Below are 18092 nucleotides of genomic sequence, written 5' to 3' on the forward strand. Positions count from 1 at the left end.
GTTTTCCGCTGGTTCGCCGCTGGTTGCTGCTGGATGCCGCTGGTTCGCCGGGCTCACGTTCCGCCGGGGCGCGCCGGGCCGGTCCGGCGCGCCCCGGCCACAGCGGACGCGCCGGGACACAGCGGGCGCGCCGGTTACAGCGAGCGCGCCGGACACACGGCTTCCCACCGGGGCCGTCTAGAGCGCGATGCTGGTGCGCAGCGCCTCTCCGGTGCGCATCTGCTCGATCGCCTTGTTGATGTCGTCCAGGCCGACGCGGTGGGTGATGAGCCCTTCGAGGTCGATCCGGCCGGCCCGCCACAGGGCGATGGCGCGCTCGTAGGAGCGGCGCACGTCCCCGCCGCCGTAGAGCGAGGGCAGGATCCGCTTCTCGTCGAAGAACAGCTCGAACATGCTGAACTGCACCTGGTCGTCGACCGCTCCGGCGCCGACGACGCACAGGGTGCCGCCGCGCCGGGTCGTCTCGTAGGCGGTGCGGGCCGTCGCCGACCTGCCGACGACCTCGAAGACGTAGTCGAAGCCCTCGTCGCCGGTGAGCCGCTGTTTGGCCGCGGCCAGTTCGTCCGGCGCCACGGCCTCGCTCGCGCCGAACCGCAGTGCCGCCTCCCGCCGTCCCGCCACCGGGTCGACGGCGACGATCTGCGCGGCACCGCAGGCCCGTGCCCCCTGGACGACGCTGACGCCGACGCCGCCGCAGCCGATGACGGCGACGCTCGAACCGGCCTCCACCCGGGCGGTGTTGAACGCGGCGCCGAGCCCGGTGGTGACGCCGCAGCCGATGAGCGCGGCGATCTCGTAGGGCACGTCGTCGGGGATCGGCGTCGCGCAGGCGGCCGGCAGCACGGCCTCCTCGGCGAAGGTGCCGGTGCCGGCGAACCCGAAGACGTCCGAACCGCCCTGTGCGCGGCGGAAGTTGGGCGTACCGGCGTTCATGAACCCGGTGAGGCACAGATGGCCCTGGCCGCGGCGGCAGGACGGACAGGCGCCGCAGGGCGGCAGCCAGCACACCAGGACGCGGTCCCCGGCGGCGACATGGGTGACGCCCTCACCGGTCTCCAGCACCTCCCCCGCGCCCTCGTGCCCGGGCACGAACGGCGCGGGCTGGGGAAGCACGCCGGACATCGCCGACAGGTCCGAGTGACACAGGCCGGTGGCCCGCATCCGCACCCGCACCTTGCCGGGGCCGAACCCGGCAGGCTCGATGTCGTCGACGACCTCCAGCTCGTCCTGCCCGGTCTCGTGCAGTAGCGCTGCGCGCATCCCGCGCTCCCTTCCCGTGCGTCGGCTGGTTCGGCCGGTACCGGTCAGTCGGTGCCGGCGAGGGTGATGAGGCAGTCGCCGAGCACCGGCGCGTCGTCGCGCTCGGCGGCCGTCGCGGTCAGCTGCACCTGCCGCCCGTCCAGCCGCCACATGCGCAGCCGCAGCGTCTCGCCCGGGTAGGCGACGCCGGCGAACCGGGCGTCGTAGGAGGCGACGGCGGCGGGGTCGCCGTTCAGCACGGTGTCGACCACGGCCTTGAGCGCCATGCCGTAGGAGCACAGCCCGTGCAGGATCGGCCGGTCGAAGCCGGCGAGCCGGGCGAACTCCGGGTCGGCGTGCAGCGGGTTCCAGTCGCCGGAGAGGCGGTAGAGCAGGGCCTGTTCCTCGCGGATGGGGCGCTCGACGACGAGGTCGGGCTCCCGGTCGGGCTGCTCGCGCCGAGCCGAGGGGCCGCGCTTGCCGCCGAACCCGCCCTCGCCGCGGATGAACAGCTGGGCGTCGGTGGACCACAGCGGGCCGTCGTCGTCGGCGACATCGGTACGCAGCACGAGGACGGCGGCCTTGCCCTTGTCGTAGACGTCGGCGACCCGGGAGGTGGAGGTGGCCCGGCCGGAGACCGGGAGGGGGCGGTGCACCTCGATGCGCTGGGTGCCGTGCAGCACCGCGGCCAGGTCCACCTCGATGCCGGGGGACGACATCCCGGCCATGATGCCCATGCCGGCCCCGGCCACGGTGGCGAAGCTGGGCAGCACGTGCAGCTTGCTCTCCAGCGTCCAGCGCAGTTCGGCGGGGTCGGTGGCGGGCACCCCGGCGCCGAGGCCGAGGTGGTAGAGCAGGACGTCCTTGTGCTCCCAGGTGATCTCGCTGCTGCGGGGTTCGGCCGCGAGGGCCTTCGCTGCGTCGATGGGCATGGGCTGCCGGGCTCCCTCGGGTGCGACGGTGACGGGCGGTGCGGCGGGGCGGCGGGCTCGGGGTGCGGCGGCCGGGACGGGTGCGGACCCCGGTCCGGCCGTCCGCACCGTCGGCCGGACCGGGGCCGTCTGGGCCGGCCGGACAGTCCGGCGCGGCGCACGCTCCGGCGCGCGGGCGCGGGCACGGGCTCCGCCGGCCCGGGAAGGCCCCCGGCGCCGGCTAGCGCCCCGGCCGCGCACACCGGAATGAGAACACGTTCTAACCGATCGGCTCCTTGTATAACGCACCCCCGCCGCGAGGGGAACCCCTGGCGCGCCGTCAACTGACGCAGCGTCAGGTCCGGTTGGGCCGGGCCGGTTCCCGGCGGTCGGCGGTGGCCGGGCCGGGCCGGGCCGGGCCGGGCCGGGCCGGGCAAGGCAAGGCAAGGCAGGGGCAGGCTCCGGTGCCCGGCGGTGGTCGGGTGCCGCCGGGTCCGGTGTCCGGTGTGGTCGGGGTTCTGCCCAGCCCGGTGCCGGGCGACGGCCGGTGGCCGCCCGGGCGCACGCCGCCGCACACACCACCCGTGACATCTGTCCCGGTCCGGCGCCCACAGACGGCTCTGCCGGGCCGGGCCGCGCGCCGCCTAGCCTCGGTGGCATGGACCCACGCAACGGATGGCGCGCGGCAGCGCGCCGGTGGGCGGCCGGGCGAACGGGGGCGCCGCGGCCGCTGGAGGAAGAGGTACGGGAGGGCCGCGGGCCCACCCGGTACGCCTTCCTCCCCTGGTTGATCCTCGGCACCGGCGCCTTCTCGAACGTCATCCGGGGCGAGGGTGCCAACCCGTGGGTGGGCGGGCTGGCCCTGCTGACGTTCAACTCGCTCTACATCTTCGTCGTCTTCACGGCCTTCGACCCGCGCCGCCGCGGGACCCGCGTCCCGCTGTACGGGCTCGCCGCGCTCGCCGTCGTCACCTTCACCGTGGCCCTCGCCTTCGGCAACACCTGGACGCTGTACTTCCCGCTGCTCTCGCTGGCCTCCGGGACGGTCCAGCAGATGCGGGGCAGACCGCTCGCGGTGTGGCTGATCGTGCTCAGCTCCGCCGCCGGGGCCATCGCGGGCCGCGACGACGACGTCTGGAGCGCCGCGACCATCGGCTACGGCACCTTCATCTCCGGCATGGTGACCTCCGTGCTGCTCAGCCTCTTCAGTGCCGTGCGCCAACTGGACGCCACCCGGCAGGAGCTGGCCCGCAACGCCGTCGAGAAGGAACGGCTGCGCTTCTCCCGGGATCTGCACGACCTGCTCGGGCACACCCTCTCGGTCGTCGTCGTCAAGGCGGAGGCGGTGCGCCGGCTGGCGCCGCGCGATCTCGACGCGGCCCTCGCGCAGGCCGCCGACATCGAGGCCGTCGGGCGGCAGGCGCTCACCGAGGTCCGCGAGGCCGTCACCGGCTACCGGGAGGGCGGGCTGGCCACCGAGCTGGACCGGGCACGCTCGGTGCTGGAGGCCGCGGGCATCGAACCGGTCGTACGGCGGTCGGGGCCGCCCCCGTCGGCGCAGGCGGAGGCGCTGCTGGGCTGGGTCGTGCGCGAGGGCGTCACCAACACCGTCCGGCACAGCCGCGCGGCGCGCTGCGAGATCGAGGTACGGGCCGCCGAGGACCGGGTGCGGCTGACCGTCACCGACGACGGGCGCGGCCCGGCCGCCCGGGGCGCGGCGGACGGTGCCGTAGGCTCACCCGCGCACGGCGCCCCGGAGGCGGGGCACACCGGCTCCGCCCAACGCTCCGGGACGGGCCTGACGGGACTCGCCGAGCGGATCGCGGCGGCCGGCGGCACGCTGGACGCCGGGCCGGACGGGCGGCGCGGCTTCCGGGTCGTCGTCGAACTGCCGGAGGACGGCGAGGGGTTCAGGATCGAGCAACCCGGCGGACGGGCGGGCCCGGGTGCGGAAGGGGGCGGCGGTACGGGGGCCGGTGGCGGCTCGGCGGCGACCGGGGGAGTCGGCGGGGGCGGCAAGCACGGCGAGTACGGCGGGGACGGCGGGGACGGCGGGGACGGCGAGGGCGAGGAAGGGGCCGACCAGTGATCAAGGTCCTGCTGGCGGAGGACCAGGGGATGATGCGCGGTGCGCTCGCGCTGCTGCTCGGTCTGGAGGAGGACATCGAGGTCGTCGCGCAGGTGACCACGGGCGACGCCATCGTCCCCACCGCGCTGGAGGCCGAGCCCGATGTCGCGCTGCTGGACATCGAGCTGCCCGGGCGCAGCGGGCTCGACGCCGCCGCCGATCTGCGCACCCGGCTGCCCGCGTGCGCGGTGCTCATCCTCACCACCTTCGGCAGGCCCGGCTATCTGCGCCGCGCGATGGAGTCCGGTGCGGCGGGCTTCCTCGTCAAGGACGGGCCGGTCGAGGAGCTGGCCGGTGCGATCCGCCGGGTGCTGGCCGGCGAGCGCGTCATCGATCCGGAGCTGGCCGCCGCGGCGCTCAGCGCCGGGCCCAACCCGCTCACGGCACGCGAGCGCGAGGTGCTGGCGGCGGCCGTGGACGGCTCGACCGTCGCCGACATCGCCGCGCGGCTGCACCTGTCCCCCGCCACCGTGCGCAACTACCTCTCCGCCGCCATCGGCAAGACCGGCACCCGCAACCGGATGGAGGCCGTGCGGGCGGCCCGGCAGAACGGCTGGCTCTAACCGGCGCTTTCGGCATCACCGGCGCTCCCGGCGCCCTCCACACCCTGGGGGCGTGCGCGGGCGCCGGTGCGGGCGCGGGGCAGCAGCACCGCGACGAAGAGCACGGAGGCGGCGAGGATGCCCGCACCGGCCAGGAAGGCGGCGCGGTAGCCGGTGGCCAGCGCGGCGGGGCCCGGACCGGCCGTCCGCGCCGCGGCGACGGTGGAGAGCACCGCGAGCCCCAGCGCGCCGCCCATGGTGCGGCCCGTCCCGAACAGCCCGGAGAGCAGGCCCGCCTCCTGCGGGCCGCCCGCCGAGGTGGCGACGGTGGCCAGCGCGGTGGCGGCGAAGCCGGCGCCGAGCGCCATCAGCACGCCCGGGCCCAGGATCGTCGCCGCGTAGCCGCCCGGGTGCACGGAGCCCTGCCACAGGTAGCCGAGAGCGGCCGCCGAGGTACCGAGGACGGCGACGTAGCGGTCGCCGATACGGGCCATCAGGTACGGGGCCGTCTTGGAGCCGACGACGATGCTCAGCGAGTGCGGGATCATCGCGAGACCCGCCTGGAGCGGGGTGTAGCCGAGGACGTTCTGGGTGTGCAGCGACAGGAAGTACCACATCGAGAACATCGCCAGGCCGTTGACGAAGATCGCGGTGTTCGCCGAGGAGACGGCCCTCCGCCGGAACAGCCGCAGCGGGACGAGGGGTTCACGCGTGCGGGCCTCGACCGCCACGAACAGCGCGAGCAGCACCAGGCCCCCGGCCAGCGGACCCAGCGCGTCCGCCGCCGTCCAGCCCGCCGTGTCGGTGCGCACGATGCCGAAGGCCACCGCCACCAGGCCCAGCGTCACCAGCAGCGCCCCGGGCGCGTCCAGCCGCCGGGCCGTCCGCTCGCGGCGCTCGGTCAGCCACAGCGCCGCGGCCAGCAGGACGACGGCGCCGACCGGCACATTGATCAGCAGCACCCAGCGCCAGGAGAACGCGTCGGTGAGCACCCCGCCGACCAGGCCGCCGGCCGCCCCTCCCCCGGCACCGACCGCGGACCAGGTCGCCACGGCCCGGGTGCGTGCCGGGCCCGCGGGCACGGAGGTCGTCAGCAGCGTCAGGGTCGCCGGCGCGAGGACGGCGGCGCCGGTGCCCTGGACACCGCGGGCCGCCAGCAGCTGCCAGGGCTCCTGGGCCAGGCCCCCGGCCAGGCTGGCGGCGGTGAACAGGGCCAGCCCGGCGAGGAACACCCGCTTGCGCCCGAACAGGTCCGCCGCCCGGCCGCCGAGCAGCATCAGCCCGGCGAAGGTGAGCGTGTAGGCGTTCACCACCCACTGGAGCCCGGTGGCGCCGAGCCCCAGATCCGCGCGCATGGACGGCAGCGCGACATTCACCACGGAGACGTCCAGGACGACGAGGAACTGGCCGGCGCACGCCGCCAGAACCACCGCCCACAGCCGGGCGGAGGGTATGCCGTCGCTCGTCGAGGTCCCGCTCCCGGGCACGGTTTGGGTCATGACTGTCATGTTCGCACCTGGCCGGGCAGCGCTCCGCCGCATTTCGGCCGGGCCGGTGACCCGGCCGGTGGCCCCGGCCGGGGAACCCACCACCGGCCACCCGGCGGCCGGGCCCGCCCGGGCATGGGGCAGCATGGGCCGCCCACGCGGCGGCCGGTCCGGGCTCCTGGGGTCCCGGGTTCCGGGTCCCGGGCTTCCGGCCCACCGGTCCCGCCGGGCCACCGGCACCACCGGGCCACCGGCCCCGCCGGGCCATCGGCACCACCCGGCACCACCGACAGCAGGAGGACGAGGAAACGATGAGCGCAGCCGTCCGGGCCGGAGAGCCGGTGGAGCGCCCCGCGCCCTCCGCCCGTACCCGTGCCGCCTTCGAGGCCGCCAAGGGGTTCATGCCGCTGGACGAGGGCCTGGCGCTGTACGCGGCGGCGGCCGAAGCCGCCCTGCTGGGGCTGCCGTTGCTGGAGATCGGCACCTACTGCGGCCGCTCCACGCTGCTGCTGGCCGACGCGGCCCGGGCGGCGGGCGTGACGGTCGTCACCGTCGACCACCACCGTGGCAGCGAGGAGCAGCAGCCCGGCTGGGAGTACCACGATCCGGAGCTGGTCGATCCGCGGGTGGGCCGGATGGACACGCTGCCCGCCTTCCGGCGCACCCTGCACGCGGCCGGCCTGGAGGAGCACGTCGTGGCCCTCGTGGGCCGCTCGCCGCAGATCGCGGCGCTGTGGGGAACGCCGCTGGGCCTCGTCTTCGTCGACGGCGGGCACACCGAGGAGCACGCCACGGCGGACTACGAGGGCTGGACCCCGCACCTGGCGCCGGGCGGGCTGCTCGCCATCCACGACGTCTTCCCGGACCCGGCGGACGGCGGCCAGGCCCCGCACCACATCCACGAACGCGCGCTCGCCTCGGGCGCGTTCACGCCCCTGCCGGCCACCGGTTCGCTGCGGCTGCTGCGCCGCCGCTGAGCCCCGCGCCCGGCCGCCCGTGCGGGGCCCGACCGGCCCGTTCGGGCGCCGCCGCACACAGGCCCTAGCATCGACGCCCGTGTCGAACGCAACCTTCCCAGGACGCCGGGGCCGCATCGCCCTCCTCGTGGCGGCGGTCGTCGCCCTGCTCTGCCTGGCGGCGGGGCTGCTGTGGTACGCCACGGCCCGCGCCGACGGCCACGACGGCCACGACGGCAAGAGCGCCGCCCGGAGCGGCAAGGGCGTCGAGGACGGCAAGGGCTTCGACGGGGCGACGGGCTCGCCGCGGGAAAAGGAGAAGGACGCACAGCTTCCGCTCAAGGGGCGGACGGTCCTGGTCGATCCGGGACACAATCCACACAATCGCGACCACCCCGCTCGCATTTCCCGGCTCGTGGACATCGGCACCGGAAAGAAGGAATGCGACACGACGGGCACCGCCACCAATTCCGGTTACGCCGAGGCGGAGTTCACCCTGGATCTCGCCCGCAGGGTGCGCACGGCTCTCGAAGAACGCGGCGCGACGGTGAAGTTCACCCACAACGGCAACACCCCGTACGGGCCGTGTGTGGACGAGCGCGCGGAAAGCGGAAACCGGGCCGGTGCCGATGCCGCCATTTCACTGCACGCGGACGGCGCACCGGAAGGCAGCCGCGGTTTCCATGTGATTCTTCCCGCCCCGGTGCACCGGGGCGCGGCCGACACCCGGAAGATCGCCGCGCCCTCCCGCCGCCTCGGCACCGCGGTGCGTGACACGTTCCGCGAGGCGACGGGGGAGCCACCGGCCGACTACCTCGGCGACGGGGAGGGCCTGGACACCCGGGGCGATCTGGGAGGTCTCAATCTCAGCACCGTCCCCAAAGTCTTCCTCGAATGCGGCAACATGCGGGATGCGCAGGACGCCGAGCGGCTCACCTCAGCGCGGTGGCGGGCAAAAGCCGCGGACGGGGTGGCCGAGGGCATCACGGATTTCCTCACCGAGAAGTCCTCGGCACGCAGCGGCGGGCAGTGACTCCCACCCGGGATTCCGGTTCGGACGGTGTGCCCCGCGACCGCGGCGACCGCGCACACCGGCCGGGCCGTGCCACGGAATCGGGACACCCTCGCTACTCAACCGGGAAGCGAACCCCCGGGAGTGCCCCGTAGTGTCATCCGTACGATGGGGTGCTCACCCCCGGCAGAACAGATCAATGACGAGACCTCTTAAGGACCCCACGTGAACATCCGCTCGCTCACCCGAGGCGACGGCGTGGCGATCGCGGGAGCCGTACTGCTCCTGATCGCCTCCTTCCTGCCGTTCTTCCAGGTCGAAAGCGATTGCACGGGCGACAGTTGCAGCTTCAACAGCTGGACTCGTGCGCTCTTCCCGACCCTGTTCGTCGTGCACCTTCTCGCCCTGGCGGTCGTCGCCCTGCTCCTCGTGTCCCGCTCGATGCCGGGGGACCGCAAGCTGATCGGTCTCTCCTACAGCCAGTGGGGCACCGCCCTGGCCGCCGTCGTCGGCTGGGCCACCATCTGGAGCATGGTCTCGCAGCTCATGCCGCCGCTGGGTGAAGGCGTCGACGCCAACGACAAGATCGAGTTCGGGATCGGTGCCTGGCTCACGCTGATCGGCGGCCTGGCCGTCGCGTTCGGTGGCATGTTCGGCTCCGCTGTGCCCGCGCTGAAGGCCGCGCTGCTGCCCGCGGGGGGCGGCCAGCCCGGCCCGTACGGCGCACAGCCGCAGCCCGGTTACGGCTACCCGGGCGGCCCGCAGCAGGGCCAGCCCGGTCCCTACGGCGCACAGCCGCAGGGCGGCTACGGCTACCCCGGCGGCCCGCAGCAGGGCCAGCCGCAGCCCGGGCAGCAGCAGCCCGGCCCGGCGGCCGGCGCCCCGGACCCGAACTTCCAGCCGTTCTGGTTCGCCGTCCCGGTGGCCCGTCCGCTGTTCGCGGAGGACGGTTCCCCGCAGCCGGTGGCCGAACTGGCGCCCGGCACCTGGTACCTGGCGGTGGAGCAGCGCGGTCAGGCGCTGATCGCCCAGACGCAGGACGGGCGGCGCGGCGTCCTCCAGGACACCTCGAACATCCAGCGCGGCTGAGCGTCCCGCAGCCGCACCACGGCCCCTCGCCCTTCCGGGCGGGGGGCCGTTGCCGTACGCTGCACGCCGCGGAACTGACGGCGCGTCACCTCATGGGCGGGCGCGCCGTACGGCGGCGGAAGGGGGCACGGTGCGGCTCGGTCTGGCACTCGGCTACTGGGGGCGCGGGCCCGATCCGCGCCATCTCGAACTCGCCCGGCTCGCCGAGGAGTTGGGCTACTCCTCGGTGTGGACCTCGGAATCCTGGGGCTCCGACGCGTTCACCGCCCTCACCTGGATCGCCGCCCACACCTCCCGCATCCGGCTGGGCACCGCCGTGGCGCAGATGGCCGCCCGCACCCCGACGGCCACCGCCATGCACGCCCTCACCCTGGACCATCTGACCGGCGGGCGGCTGCTCCTCGGGCTCGGTCTGTCCGGCCCCCAGGTCGTCGAGGGCTGGTACGGCCGCCCCTTCCCCGCCTCCCCGCTGACCGCGACCCGCGAATACGTCGACGTCGTCCGCCAGGTGCTGCGCCGCGAGGCCCCCGTCACGCTGGACGGCCACTTCCACCCGCTCCCCTACCCGGGGTCCGACGGCACCGGCATGGGCAAGCCCCTCAAGCCGATCACCCATCCGCTCCGCGCCGACGTGCCCGTCCTGCTGGGCGCCGAGGGGCCCCGCAACATCGCGCAGACCGTGCGGATCGCCGACGGGTGGCTGCCGCTGTACTTCTCACCGGAGCGCGCCGGCATGTACGCCGGGACGCTGGCCGAGGCGCGGCCCGGGTTCCTCGTCGCCCCGCTGGTGCAGGCCCGGCTGTGCGACGACGTCGCCGAGGGGCTGCTGCCCGTCAAGGCGATGCTCGGCTTCTACGTCGGCGGGATGGGGCACGCGCGGCGGAACTTCCACGCCGAGCTGATGGCGCGCATGGGATACGGGGAAGCGGCCGCGCAGGTACGGGAGTTGTTCGCCGCGGGGCGGCGGGAGGAGGCGGTGCGGGCCGTGCCGGACGCCTTCGCGGACGAGATCTCGCTGGTGGGGCCCCGGGCGAGGCTGGCCGAGCGGCTGGCGCTGTGGCGCGCCGGGCCCGTGACCGATCTGCTCGTCACCGCCGCCGATCCCGCGACCCTGCGCGCCCTCGCCGACCTCAACAGCTGAGGTCGGCCCCTGCCGCTCCGCGGCTGTTGTGCTCCTGCTCTTCCGGGCCTGGGCGGGCCCGGCTCCCGGCCCGGGCGGGATTCCCGTGAGGTTCCCGTGGCGGCCGGTCAGGGGCAGCAGTCCGGGGCGAGGCCCTGCGGGAGTGCCGCGGTGCCGAAGACCTGGACGGTGGCCTCGTCGCCGCCCAGCGCGGCGACGGCGAGCAGCAGGGAACCGGCGGTCCAGGCGGTCCGCTCCCGGGGCCAGACCGCGTCGTCCTCGAAGACGTAGCCGGTCCAGTACATGCCGTCCTCGGCCCGCAGATGCTGGATCCACTTGAGGATGTCGAGCGCCCGGTCCGACTCCCCCACGGCCCACAGCGCGAGGGCGAGTTCGGCGCTCTCCCCGCCGGTGACCCACGGATTGGGGTGCACGCACCGCACACCGAGCCCGGGGACGACGAACCGCTCCCAGTGCGCCGCGATGCGTTCCTCGGCCGCGGCGCCGCGTACCGCCCCGCCCAGCACGGGGTAGTACCAGTCCATCGAGTAGCGGCTCTTGTCGAGGAACCGTTCGGGATGGCTGCGTATCGCGTGGCCGAGGAGACCGGCGGACAACTCCCAGTCGGGCTGGGGCTCTTCGCGGTGCTCGGCGACGGCCAAGGCGCAGCGCAGCGCGTGGTGGACGGAGGAGGAGCCGGTCAGCAGCGCGTCGGTGACGGGCGTCCCGTCGGCCTCGCGCTTCCAGCCGATCTGCCCGCCGGGCTGCTGGAGCCGCAGGACGAACTCGACGGCGGCGACGACGGTGGGCCACAGCCGGTCGAGGAAGGCGTCGTCCCCGGTGGACAGGTAGTGGTGCCACACGCCGGCGGCGATGTAGGCGCAGAAGTTGGTCTCGCGTGCGGTGTCGGTGGGCGCGGTGGCGTCGCCGTCGGCGTAGGCGGCGTACCAGGAGCCGTCGGGCAGTTGGTGGCGGGCCAGCCACGCGTAGGCGGCCTCGGCGCGGGCGTGTTCGCCGGCGGCGTCGAGGGCCATGGCGGCCTCGACGTGGTCCCAGGGGTCGAGATGGTGGCCGCGGAACCAGGGGATGGCACCGTCGGAGCGCTGGACGGCGGCGATACCGGCGACGGTGGCGGCGGCCTGCTCGGCGGTGAGCACGCCGGGCAGGGTGAGCCGTTCGGTGCGCCCGGGGCTCGTCACGAGTCCGCCGGGGTCGTCGCCTCGGCCGCCGCGGCGCGGGGCAGATGGGGTTTGGTGGCGTAGGCGACGAAGCTCTTGCCGATCAGCGGGTCGAGCGCGCGCTCGGCGAGCCGGGTGGCCAGCGGGCGCTTCATGATGTCCCAGACGAGCAGCTTGTGGTAGGCGCGCACGGGCAGCGCCTTGTCGTTGTCCACGCCGAACGCGCACTTGAGCCACCAGTACGGGGAGTGGAGCCCGTGCGCGTGGTGGCTGCCGTAGGGGCGCAGGCCCGCTTCGCGTATCCGGGCGAGGAGTTCGGTGGCGCGGTAGATGCGGATGTGGCCGCCCTCGACCTCGTGGTAGGCGTCGCTCAGCGCCCAGCAGACCTTCTCGGGGCCGTAGCGGGGCACGGTCACCGCGATCCGGCCGCCCGGCTTGAGGACGCGCACCATCTCGGCGAGGACGCCCTTGTCGTCGTGGATGTGCTCCATGACCTCGGAGATGATGACGACGTCGAAGCTCTCGTCGGGGAACGGCAGCGCCAGCGCGTCGCCCTCCATGGCGGTGGCGGTGGCACCGGCGGGCGCCTCGCCCTCCTCGGCCATCGCGGCGAACCAGGTGGCGACCTCGCGGATCTCCTCGGCGTTCCGGTCCAGCGCGACGACCCGCGCTCCCCGCCGGTAACACTCGAAGGCGTGACGTCCGGCCCCGCATCCCAGATCGAGGACGCGGTCGCCCGGGGCGAGCGGGAAGCGGGTGAAGTCGACGGTCAGCACAGGCGGTCAGCCTTCCGGAAAACGAACGGGGCGGGCTACGGGGGAGGGAATCGGCGGGGACTCGGCGGGTGCGTCGGGATTCTTCGGGGTTCGGCGGGGCCTACGGCGGCAGTTGGGGGGGCGGTTACCGGCCGTCGGCGGCGGTGACCGTCTCGCCGGGCGGACGCAGCGGCGCCACCGGCGCGGACGCGCGCACGGAGGGCGCGGCGGGCGTGACGGGCCGCCCCGGGCGCTGTGCGCCCATCGCGGCGCGGTACTGCTCGACGGTGCCGACCGCGGCCCGCTCCCACGTGAAGTGCCGCAGCACGCGCTCGCGTCCGGCGGCGCCGAGCCGGGTGCGCAGTGCGGCATCCCCCAGCAGCCGCAGCAGGCCGGTGGCGAGCGCGCCGGAGTCACCGGGCCGCACCGCCAGACAGGTCTCGCCGTCGCGGCCCGCCACCTCGGGGATCGCGCCGCCGGTGGTGGCGAGCAGCGGGGTGCCGGTGGCCATGGCCTCGGCTGCGGGCAGCGAGAAGCCCTCGTACAGGGAGGGCACGCAGGCGACCTGCGCGCCGCGGACCAGGTCGGCCAGTTCGGCGTCGGTGATGCCCTTGACGAACTCGACGGCGTGGCCGAGCCCCAGCTCGCGGATGGCGTCGGCCACCGGCCCCGTGCCGGGCCGCTTGCCGACCACGACGACATGCGCGTCGGGCCGTTCGGTGCGGACCTTGGCCAGCGCCTCGACGAGGTGGATGAGCCCCTTGAGCGGGACGTCGGCGCTGGAGGTGGTGACGATCCGTCCGGGCACCTCGGGCACGGCCGGGTCCGGGGAGAACAGCGCGGTGTCGGCGCCTATGGGCACGACGTGGATGCGTTCCCGGCGTACGCCCAGATCCTGGGCGATCTCCTCGCGGGAGGAGCCGGAGACGGTGAGGACCGAGGGCAGCCGCTGCGCGACGCGGCGCTGCATATGGGTGAACCCGTACCAGCGGCGCACGGACAGCCGCTTGCGCCGGGTGCCGGCCGCCGCCAGCTCCAGCCGGCGGTCGACGGTGACGGGGTGGTGGACGGTGGTGACCAGCGGGGCACCCAGGGCGCGCGGGCCGCCCAGGAGCCCGTAGCCGAGCGTCTGGTTGTCGTGGACGACGTCGAACTGACCGCGGCGGGCGGCCAGATGGCGGCGGGCACGCAGGGAGAAGGTGAGCGGCTCGGGGAAGCCGCCGGTCCACATGGTGCCGACCTCCAGGAGGTCGATCCAGTCGCGCAGTTCCTCGCGGGCGGGCGTGCGGAACGGGTCGGGCTGGCGGTACAGATCGAGGCTGGGCAGCTCGGTGAGGGTGAGCCGGCCGGGGCGGGCCGAGCCGTCGGCGGGCGGCTCCACCGGGTCGAGCACCGGGTAGGGCTGGGCGCCGATGACCTCCACGCGGTGGCCGAGCCGGGCGAGTTCGCGGGAGAGGTGGCGCACGTACACGCCCTGGCCGCCGCAGAACGGGTTGCCCTTGTACGTCAACAGCGCGATGCGCAGCGGGCGGTCGGTTACGGCCTCTGCGGTCACTCGCGGCCCCCTTCGTCACTGCGTCCCGCCGGAGCGTAGCCGCTCGCGCTAACCTAGAACAAGTTTCAGGAAGGCAGGACCGTCGGTCCCGGGCGGAGCACCCGGCCTGCCGGAGCACGAATTTACCGGCCGGTCACTTCGGCCGGACGGCCGGAACAGGTGATTCGCGCCACCCCGGCGCGGCCTGCAACAATGCACGGCTCCCTGCAAGGGGTCAGAACGCCACGGAAACGGGATCGATCACTGACGATGTCTGTGAAGCCGACGAAGCCGAGGAAAGCGACGGGGGCGGCCGGCGGGCCGGCTCCGTCGGAGGCCGTCCCCTCCCCCGCGCGGGGCGCCGGCGGCTCCGGCCGGCCGGGCACGTCCGGCTCCGCCGGGCCGGTGGCGTACCCCGGGGCGCCGCCGCTGACCGAACGGCAGGCGGAACGGCGCCGCCGCATCCTGCACGCGAGCGCCCGGCTGGCGCGGCGCGGCGGGTTCGACGCGGTGCAGATGCGGGAGGTCGCCGAGTCCTCGAACGTCGCGCTCGGCACGCTCTACCGCTACTTCCCCTCCAAGGTGCATCTCCTGGTGGCCACCATGCAGGACCAGTTGCAGCACCTGCACGAGACCCTGCACAAGCGTCCGCCGGAGCACACCGAGCCCTCGTCGCGGGTCGCCGAGACGCTGATGCGGGCGTTCCGCGCGCTCCAGCGCGAACCGCATCTGGCGGACGCCATGGTCCGGGCGCTCACCTTCGCCGACCGCTCCGTCAGCGCCGAGGTGGACACCGTCTCCCGGCTGACGACGGCGATCATCCTGGACGCCATGGGGCTGACCGGGGCGCCCACGCCCGAACAGCTCTCCGCGGTGCGGGTGATCGAGCACACCTGGCACTCGGCGCTCATCACCTGGCTGTCGGGCCGGGCGTCCATCGCCCAGGTCAAGATCGACATCGAGACGGTGTGCCGGCTGATCGACCCGCCGGAGGGCGCACACGGCGGCGGGGCCGGAGCCGGTTCCGAGGCCGGAGGCTCCTGAACGGGCCCTCACATCCCCGGAGTTGGCCCTCCTCCGTGCGCCCGGAGAGCTGGACGCGCCGCCACGCCGAGGGAGTCCGGCACGCCTTTCCGGTCGGGGAGTCGAGCGCTCCTTCCCGTGCGGGGAGCCGAGCACGCCTTGCCACGCGGGAAGTGAGCACGCCACTCCGCCCGGGGAGTCGGGTGCGTCGCCCCTACCGGGGAGTCGGGGCGCCCGCGCGCCGGCCGGGGATCAGGGGGCGCGCTCCCGCCCGGGCCCGCACCCCCGTCTCGTTCCGGGCGGGCGTGCGGACGTCCGATGCCCCCTCCCCCGCCGGAGGTTCAGCGTCCCGCCGGGGTGAAGCGGACCGGGGTGCCGGGGACGGCCTGGGCCGCGGCCCACAGGGCGGGCTCCGGGACCACACCGACGACCGGGTAGCCGCCGGTGGTCGGATGGTCGGCGAGGAAGACCAGCGGGCGCCCCTCGGGCGGCACCTGCACCGCGCCCAACGGCATGCCCTCGCTGGCCAGTTCGCCCTCGCGCACCCGCTCCAGCGCCGGGCCCTCGGTCCGCAGGCCGATCCGGTTGCTCGCGGCGGACACCCGGAAGGAGGAAGCGGTCAGCGTGCGCAGGGCCCCGGCCGTGAACCAGTCGTCGCGCGGGCCGTAGACCACCGGCAGCACCAGTTCACGCGGCGGCGCCTGCCAGGGCGCGGCGTCCGGCTGCCCGGTGGTTCCGGGGGAGGGCGCCGGGCCGGGCGGGCCGAGCGGCAGCACGTCGCCGTCGCCCAGCGGTGCGGGGCCCAGTCCCGACAGCAGGTCCGTGGCGCGGCTGCCGAGCACCGGGGCGACGTCCACGCCGCCCGCGAACGCCAGATAGGTGCGCACGCCGTGCACGGCGGGACCGGCGTCCAGCACGGAGCCGGCGGGCACCCGCACGGGCCGGCCCCAGGGCACCGGCCTGCCGTCGACCGTCACGGGGCAGGGCGCGCCGGTGACGACGGCGCGGACCGGCCGCAGCGCCCGCACCGCGCACCCCGTCAGGGTGGTCTCCAGCGTCGCCGCCGCCTCCGGGTTGCCCAGCAGCCGGTTGGCGAGGCGGTGTGCGGCCTCGTCCAGCGCGCCGGAGCGGGGCACCCCGAGGTGGGCGTGGCCGGGCCGGCCCAGGTCCTGGACGGTGGTGAGCGCTCCGGCCCGCACGGTCTCCAGCGCCGCCGGCGCGGGTTCCGGCGCGGCACCGGAGGCGGGCGCCGTCCGGACGTCACGGGCGTCGACGGTCACTCGGGTCACCTTCCTCAGTCGTAGCCGTCGTCGTCCCCGCCGTCCCCGCCGTCGCCGTCGTCGGTCCCGTCGTCGGTCCCGTCGGAGCCTCGCCGTGGGCCCGGTCGTGCTCCGGGTGGGAGGCCGAGGGGGCGTCGAGCGGGACGAAACGCACGTGTGTGCCGGGCGCGAGGAGCGCGGCCGGGCTGCGGTCCGGGTCCCACAGGACCGTCTCCGGCGCGGTGCCGATGAGCTGCCAGCCGCCGGGTGAGGAGCGCGGATAGACGCCGGTGTAGGTACCGGCGAGCCCTACCGCACCGGCCGGGACCTTGGTACGCGGGTCGGAACGGCGGGGTACGTGGTACTCCTCGCCCAGCCCGCTGAGATAGCCGAAGCCGGGCGCGAAGCCGCAGAAGGCGACCCGGAAGGTGGTCCGGGCGTGGATGCGGGCCACCTCCGGCTCGGACACGCCCCACAGCCGGGCCACCTCGGCCAGGTCGGGCCCGTCGTAGCGCACCGGGATCTCGACGACCTCCGCACCGCCCCGGACCGGCGGCGGCACCCGCCAGCCGGGCAGTTCGGCGGCCAGCCGGCGGGCCGTCTCCGGATCGGCGAACCCGTCGAGGAGCACCGTCCGGGCGCCGGGCACGATCTCCCGGACGGGTGGCAGCGTCCCGGCGGTGCGGCGCCGCAGCAGTTCGGCGTGCAGGGCCTCGGTCGCCTCCGCGGTGGGGAGTTCGGCCAGCAGGCCGCGGCGCCCCACGGGTCGCACGACGAGACCGGCACCGGCGGCCGTCCCGGCGGGCTGCTCCGTCTCCCCCGGCTGCCGCGTCCCCGCTGGTTGCTCCGTCTCCCGGGGCGGGCCGGGGCGCGGCGCGGCCCCGGGTGCGGACGGCGCGGGCCGGGCCTGCTCGGGGACGGACCGCTCGGAGGCGGGCCGCTCGGGTGTCCGCGGTGCGGACGGTGTCGCTGCCGCGTGTGCGCCGCGCGCCGGGTCGGTGGTCACGCGAAGGCCCGGACCCGGACACCGGCCGAGGTCAGCTCCTCGCGCACGCGCCGTGCGAGCCGTGCGGCGTCGGGGGTGTCCCCGTGCACACACAGCGAGCGGGCACGCATCGGCAGGGTGCTGCCGTCCGCCGCGACGATCTCGCCGTCACGGGCGAGCCGCACGGAGCGCTTGATCACCTCTTCGGGGCCGGTGAGCACGGCGCCCGGCTCGGAGCGCGGTACCAGGGTGCCGTCGGGGGTGTAGCCGCGGTCGGCGAACGCCTCGTCCACGGTGGGCAGTCCGGCCGACCGGGCGGCGGTGTGCAGCTCGGAGCCGGGCAGCCCCAGCACCGGGAGCGGCCCGCCCGACGCGGTGACGGCTCCGGACATCCGGACGCCGGCGACCACGGCCGCCGCCTGCTCGCGGTCGCGCACGGTGCGGTTGTAGAGCGCGCCGTGCGGTTTGACGTAGGCGACGGTCGAGCCGGCGGACCGGGCGAAGACCTCCAACGCCCCGATCTGGTAGGCCACTTCGGCCGCCAGTTCGGCGGCGGGCACGTCCATGGCGCGGCGGCCGAAGCCCGCCAGGTCCCGGTAGGAGACCTGGGCGCCGATCCGGACGCCGTGGGCGACGGCCTGCTCGCAGACGCGGCGCATGGTGGCCGGGTCGCCGGCGTGGAAGCCGCAGGCGACGTTGGCGCTGGTGACCGAGGCGAGCAGGGCGTCGTCGTCGGTGAGCTGCCAGCGGCCGAAGCCCTCGCCGAGGTCGGCGTTAAGGTCGATCATCTGGTCCATCAGCAGCAACGTAAGCGATTGTTGAACAATCCGGCAAGAGGGCCCGGCCTCCCCGGGCTCCGCCTCCGGCACCCGCG

Annotated in this window: 16 protein-coding genes; 7 read left to right on the plus strand and 9 right to left on the minus strand. The window is 75.3% G+C overall.

The genetic code is table 11. From position 1 onward, the window contains the following. Positions 1-177 precede the first annotated feature (177 nt). Both SCA03_RS13520 and chsH3 read right to left on the minus strand, forming a co-directional pair. Positions 178-1260 carry a Zn-dependent alcohol dehydrogenase gene (locus SCA03_RS13520; protein ID WP_030880190.1) on the minus strand — a complete coding sequence of 361 codons (1083 nt, stop codon included), beginning with the start codon at positions 1258-1260 and terminating at the stop codon, positions 178-180. 44 nt (positions 1261-1304) lie between these two features. Further along, on the minus strand, positions 1305-2171 hold the full coding sequence (gene chsH3 / locus SCA03_RS13525; RefSeq protein WP_086817821.1) for an enoyl-CoA hydratase ChsH3: 867 nt from the start codon (positions 2169-2171) through the stop codon (positions 1305-1307). A 637-nt stretch (positions 2172-2808) separates the two neighbouring features. On the opposite strand from chsH3, the gene SCA03_RS13530 reads away from it, so the two are divergent. Together SCA03_RS13530 and SCA03_RS13535 are read left to right on the plus strand one after the other, a co-directional pair. Next, positions 2809-4239 carry a sensor histidine kinase gene (locus tag SCA03_RS13530; RefSeq protein WP_230988640.1) on the plus strand — a complete coding sequence of 477 codons (1431 nt, stop codon included), beginning with the start codon at positions 2809-2811 and terminating at the stop codon, positions 4237-4239. After that, positions 4236-4841 (plus strand): response regulator transcription factor, encoded by a 606-nt coding sequence (locus SCA03_RS13535; RefSeq protein WP_030892932.1) that lies wholly within the window; start codon positions 4236-4238, stop codon positions 4839-4841. The genes SCA03_RS13530 and SCA03_RS13535 overlap by 4 nt, the downstream gene beginning before the upstream one ends. Here SCA03_RS13535 and SCA03_RS13540 read toward each other — a convergent pair. Next, positions 4838-6319: an MFS transporter gene (locus SCA03_RS13540; RefSeq protein WP_230988641.1), complete on the minus strand. Its 1482-nt coding sequence runs from the start codon at positions 6317-6319 to the stop codon at positions 4838-4840. The genes SCA03_RS13535 and SCA03_RS13540 overlap by 4 nt on opposite strands. A 299-nt stretch (positions 6320-6618) precedes the next feature. Between SCA03_RS13540 and SCA03_RS13545 the strand changes: the two genes are divergently transcribed. The 4 genes from SCA03_RS13545 (at position 6619) to SCA03_RS13560 (ending at position 10505) form a co-directional block, all read left to right on the plus strand. Further along, the gene (locus tag SCA03_RS13545; protein WP_030892927.1) at positions 6619-7284 is read left to right on the plus strand and encodes a class I SAM-dependent methyltransferase; all 666 of its coding nucleotides are present in this window, start codon (positions 6619-6621) and stop codon (positions 7282-7284) included. A gap of 79 nt (positions 7285-7363) precedes the next feature. After that, entirely contained in the window at positions 7364-8296 is a 933-nt protein-coding gene (locus SCA03_RS13550; RefSeq protein WP_086815620.1) for an N-acetylmuramoyl-L-alanine amidase, read from the plus strand. A gap of 204 nt (positions 8297-8500) precedes the next feature. After that, a complete protein-coding gene (locus tag SCA03_RS13555; protein ID WP_030882457.1) occupies positions 8501-9364 on the plus strand; it encodes a hypothetical protein in 864 nt (287 codons plus the stop codon). Between the two features lie 130 nt (positions 9365-9494). Further along, positions 9495-10505, plus strand: a complete 1011-nt coding sequence (locus tag SCA03_RS13560) for an LLM class F420-dependent oxidoreductase (protein ID WP_086815621.1) — start codon at positions 9495-9497, stop codon at positions 10503-10505. A gap of 107 nt (positions 10506-10612) precedes the next feature. Here SCA03_RS13560 and SCA03_RS13565 read toward each other — a convergent pair whose 3' ends face one another. The 3 genes from SCA03_RS13565 to SCA03_RS13575 form a co-directional block, all read right to left on the minus strand. Then, entirely contained in the window at positions 10613-11683 is a 1071-nt protein-coding gene (locus SCA03_RS13565; protein WP_030882463.1) for a prenyltransferase, read from the minus strand. After that, positions 11680-12438 (minus strand): class I SAM-dependent methyltransferase, encoded by a 759-nt coding sequence (locus SCA03_RS13570; protein WP_030882465.1) that lies wholly within the window; start codon positions 12436-12438, stop codon positions 11680-11682. The genes SCA03_RS13565 and SCA03_RS13570 overlap by 4 nt, the downstream gene beginning before the upstream one ends. 124 nt (positions 12439-12562) lie before the next feature. Further along, positions 12563-13972: a glycosyltransferase family 4 protein gene (locus SCA03_RS13575; RefSeq protein WP_141275393.1), complete on the minus strand. Its 1410-nt coding sequence runs from the start codon at positions 13970-13972 to the stop codon at positions 12563-12565. Positions 13973-14356: 384 nt separating this feature from the next. Here SCA03_RS13575 and SCA03_RS13585 point away from each other — a divergent pair, with 384 nt between their 5' ends. Next, entirely contained in the window at positions 14357-14995 is a 639-nt protein-coding gene (locus SCA03_RS13585; protein WP_086815594.1) for a TetR family transcriptional regulator, read from the plus strand. A 320-nt stretch (positions 14996-15315) separates the two neighbouring features. Here the strand turns inward: SCA03_RS13585 and SCA03_RS13590 are convergent, their stop codons facing one another. From SCA03_RS13590 to SCA03_RS13600, 3 genes are all read right to left on the minus strand, one after another. Continuing rightward, complete coding sequence (locus SCA03_RS13590) at positions 15316-16182, minus strand: 5-oxoprolinase subunit C family protein (RefSeq protein ID WP_086815593.1); 867 nt, start codon at positions 16180-16182, stop codon at positions 15316-15318. A gap of 52 nt (positions 16183-16234) precedes the next feature. Then, entirely contained in the window at positions 16235-17005 is a 771-nt protein-coding gene (locus tag SCA03_RS13595) for a 5-oxoprolinase subunit B family protein (protein WP_086815592.1), read from the minus strand. A gap of 230 nt (positions 17006-17235) precedes the next feature. Continuing rightward, a complete protein-coding gene (locus SCA03_RS13600) occupies positions 17236-18015 on the minus strand; it encodes a LamB/YcsF family protein (RefSeq protein ID WP_030882478.1) in 780 nt (259 codons plus the stop codon). Positions 18016-18092: the final 77 nt, after the last annotated feature.

Origin of the sequence: Streptomyces cacaoi, from assembly GCF_006539165.1 — a bacterium.
Taxonomy (GTDB): domain Bacteria; phylum Actinomycetota; class Actinomycetes; order Streptomycetales; family Streptomycetaceae; genus Streptomyces; species Streptomyces cacaoi.

Excerpts from the sequence above, each read along its gene's own strand:
- SCA03_RS13545 (WP_030892927.1), top strand. The coding sequence starts at position 6,619 with ATGAGCGCAGCCGTCCGGGCCGGAGAGCCGGTGGAGCGCCCCGCGCCC.
- SCA03_RS13600 (WP_030882478.1), bottom strand. The coding sequence starts at position 18,015 with ATGGACCAGATGATCGACCTTAACGCCGACCTCGGCGAGGGCTTCGGC.
- SCA03_RS13530 (WP_230988640.1), top strand. The coding sequence starts at position 2,809 with ATGGACCCACGCAACGGATGGCGCGCGGCAGCGCGCCGGTGGGCGGCC.
- SCA03_RS13540 (WP_230988641.1), bottom strand. The coding sequence starts at position 6,319 with ATGACCCAAACCGTGCCCGGGAGCGGGACCTCGACGAGCGACGGCATA.
- SCA03_RS13520 (WP_030880190.1), bottom strand. The coding sequence starts at position 1,260 with ATGCGCGCAGCGCTACTGCACGAGACCGGGCAGGACGAGCTGGAGGTC.
- chsH3 (WP_086817821.1), bottom strand. The coding sequence starts at position 2,171 with ATGCCCATCGACGCAGCGAAGGCCCTCGCGGCCGAACCCCGCAGCAGC.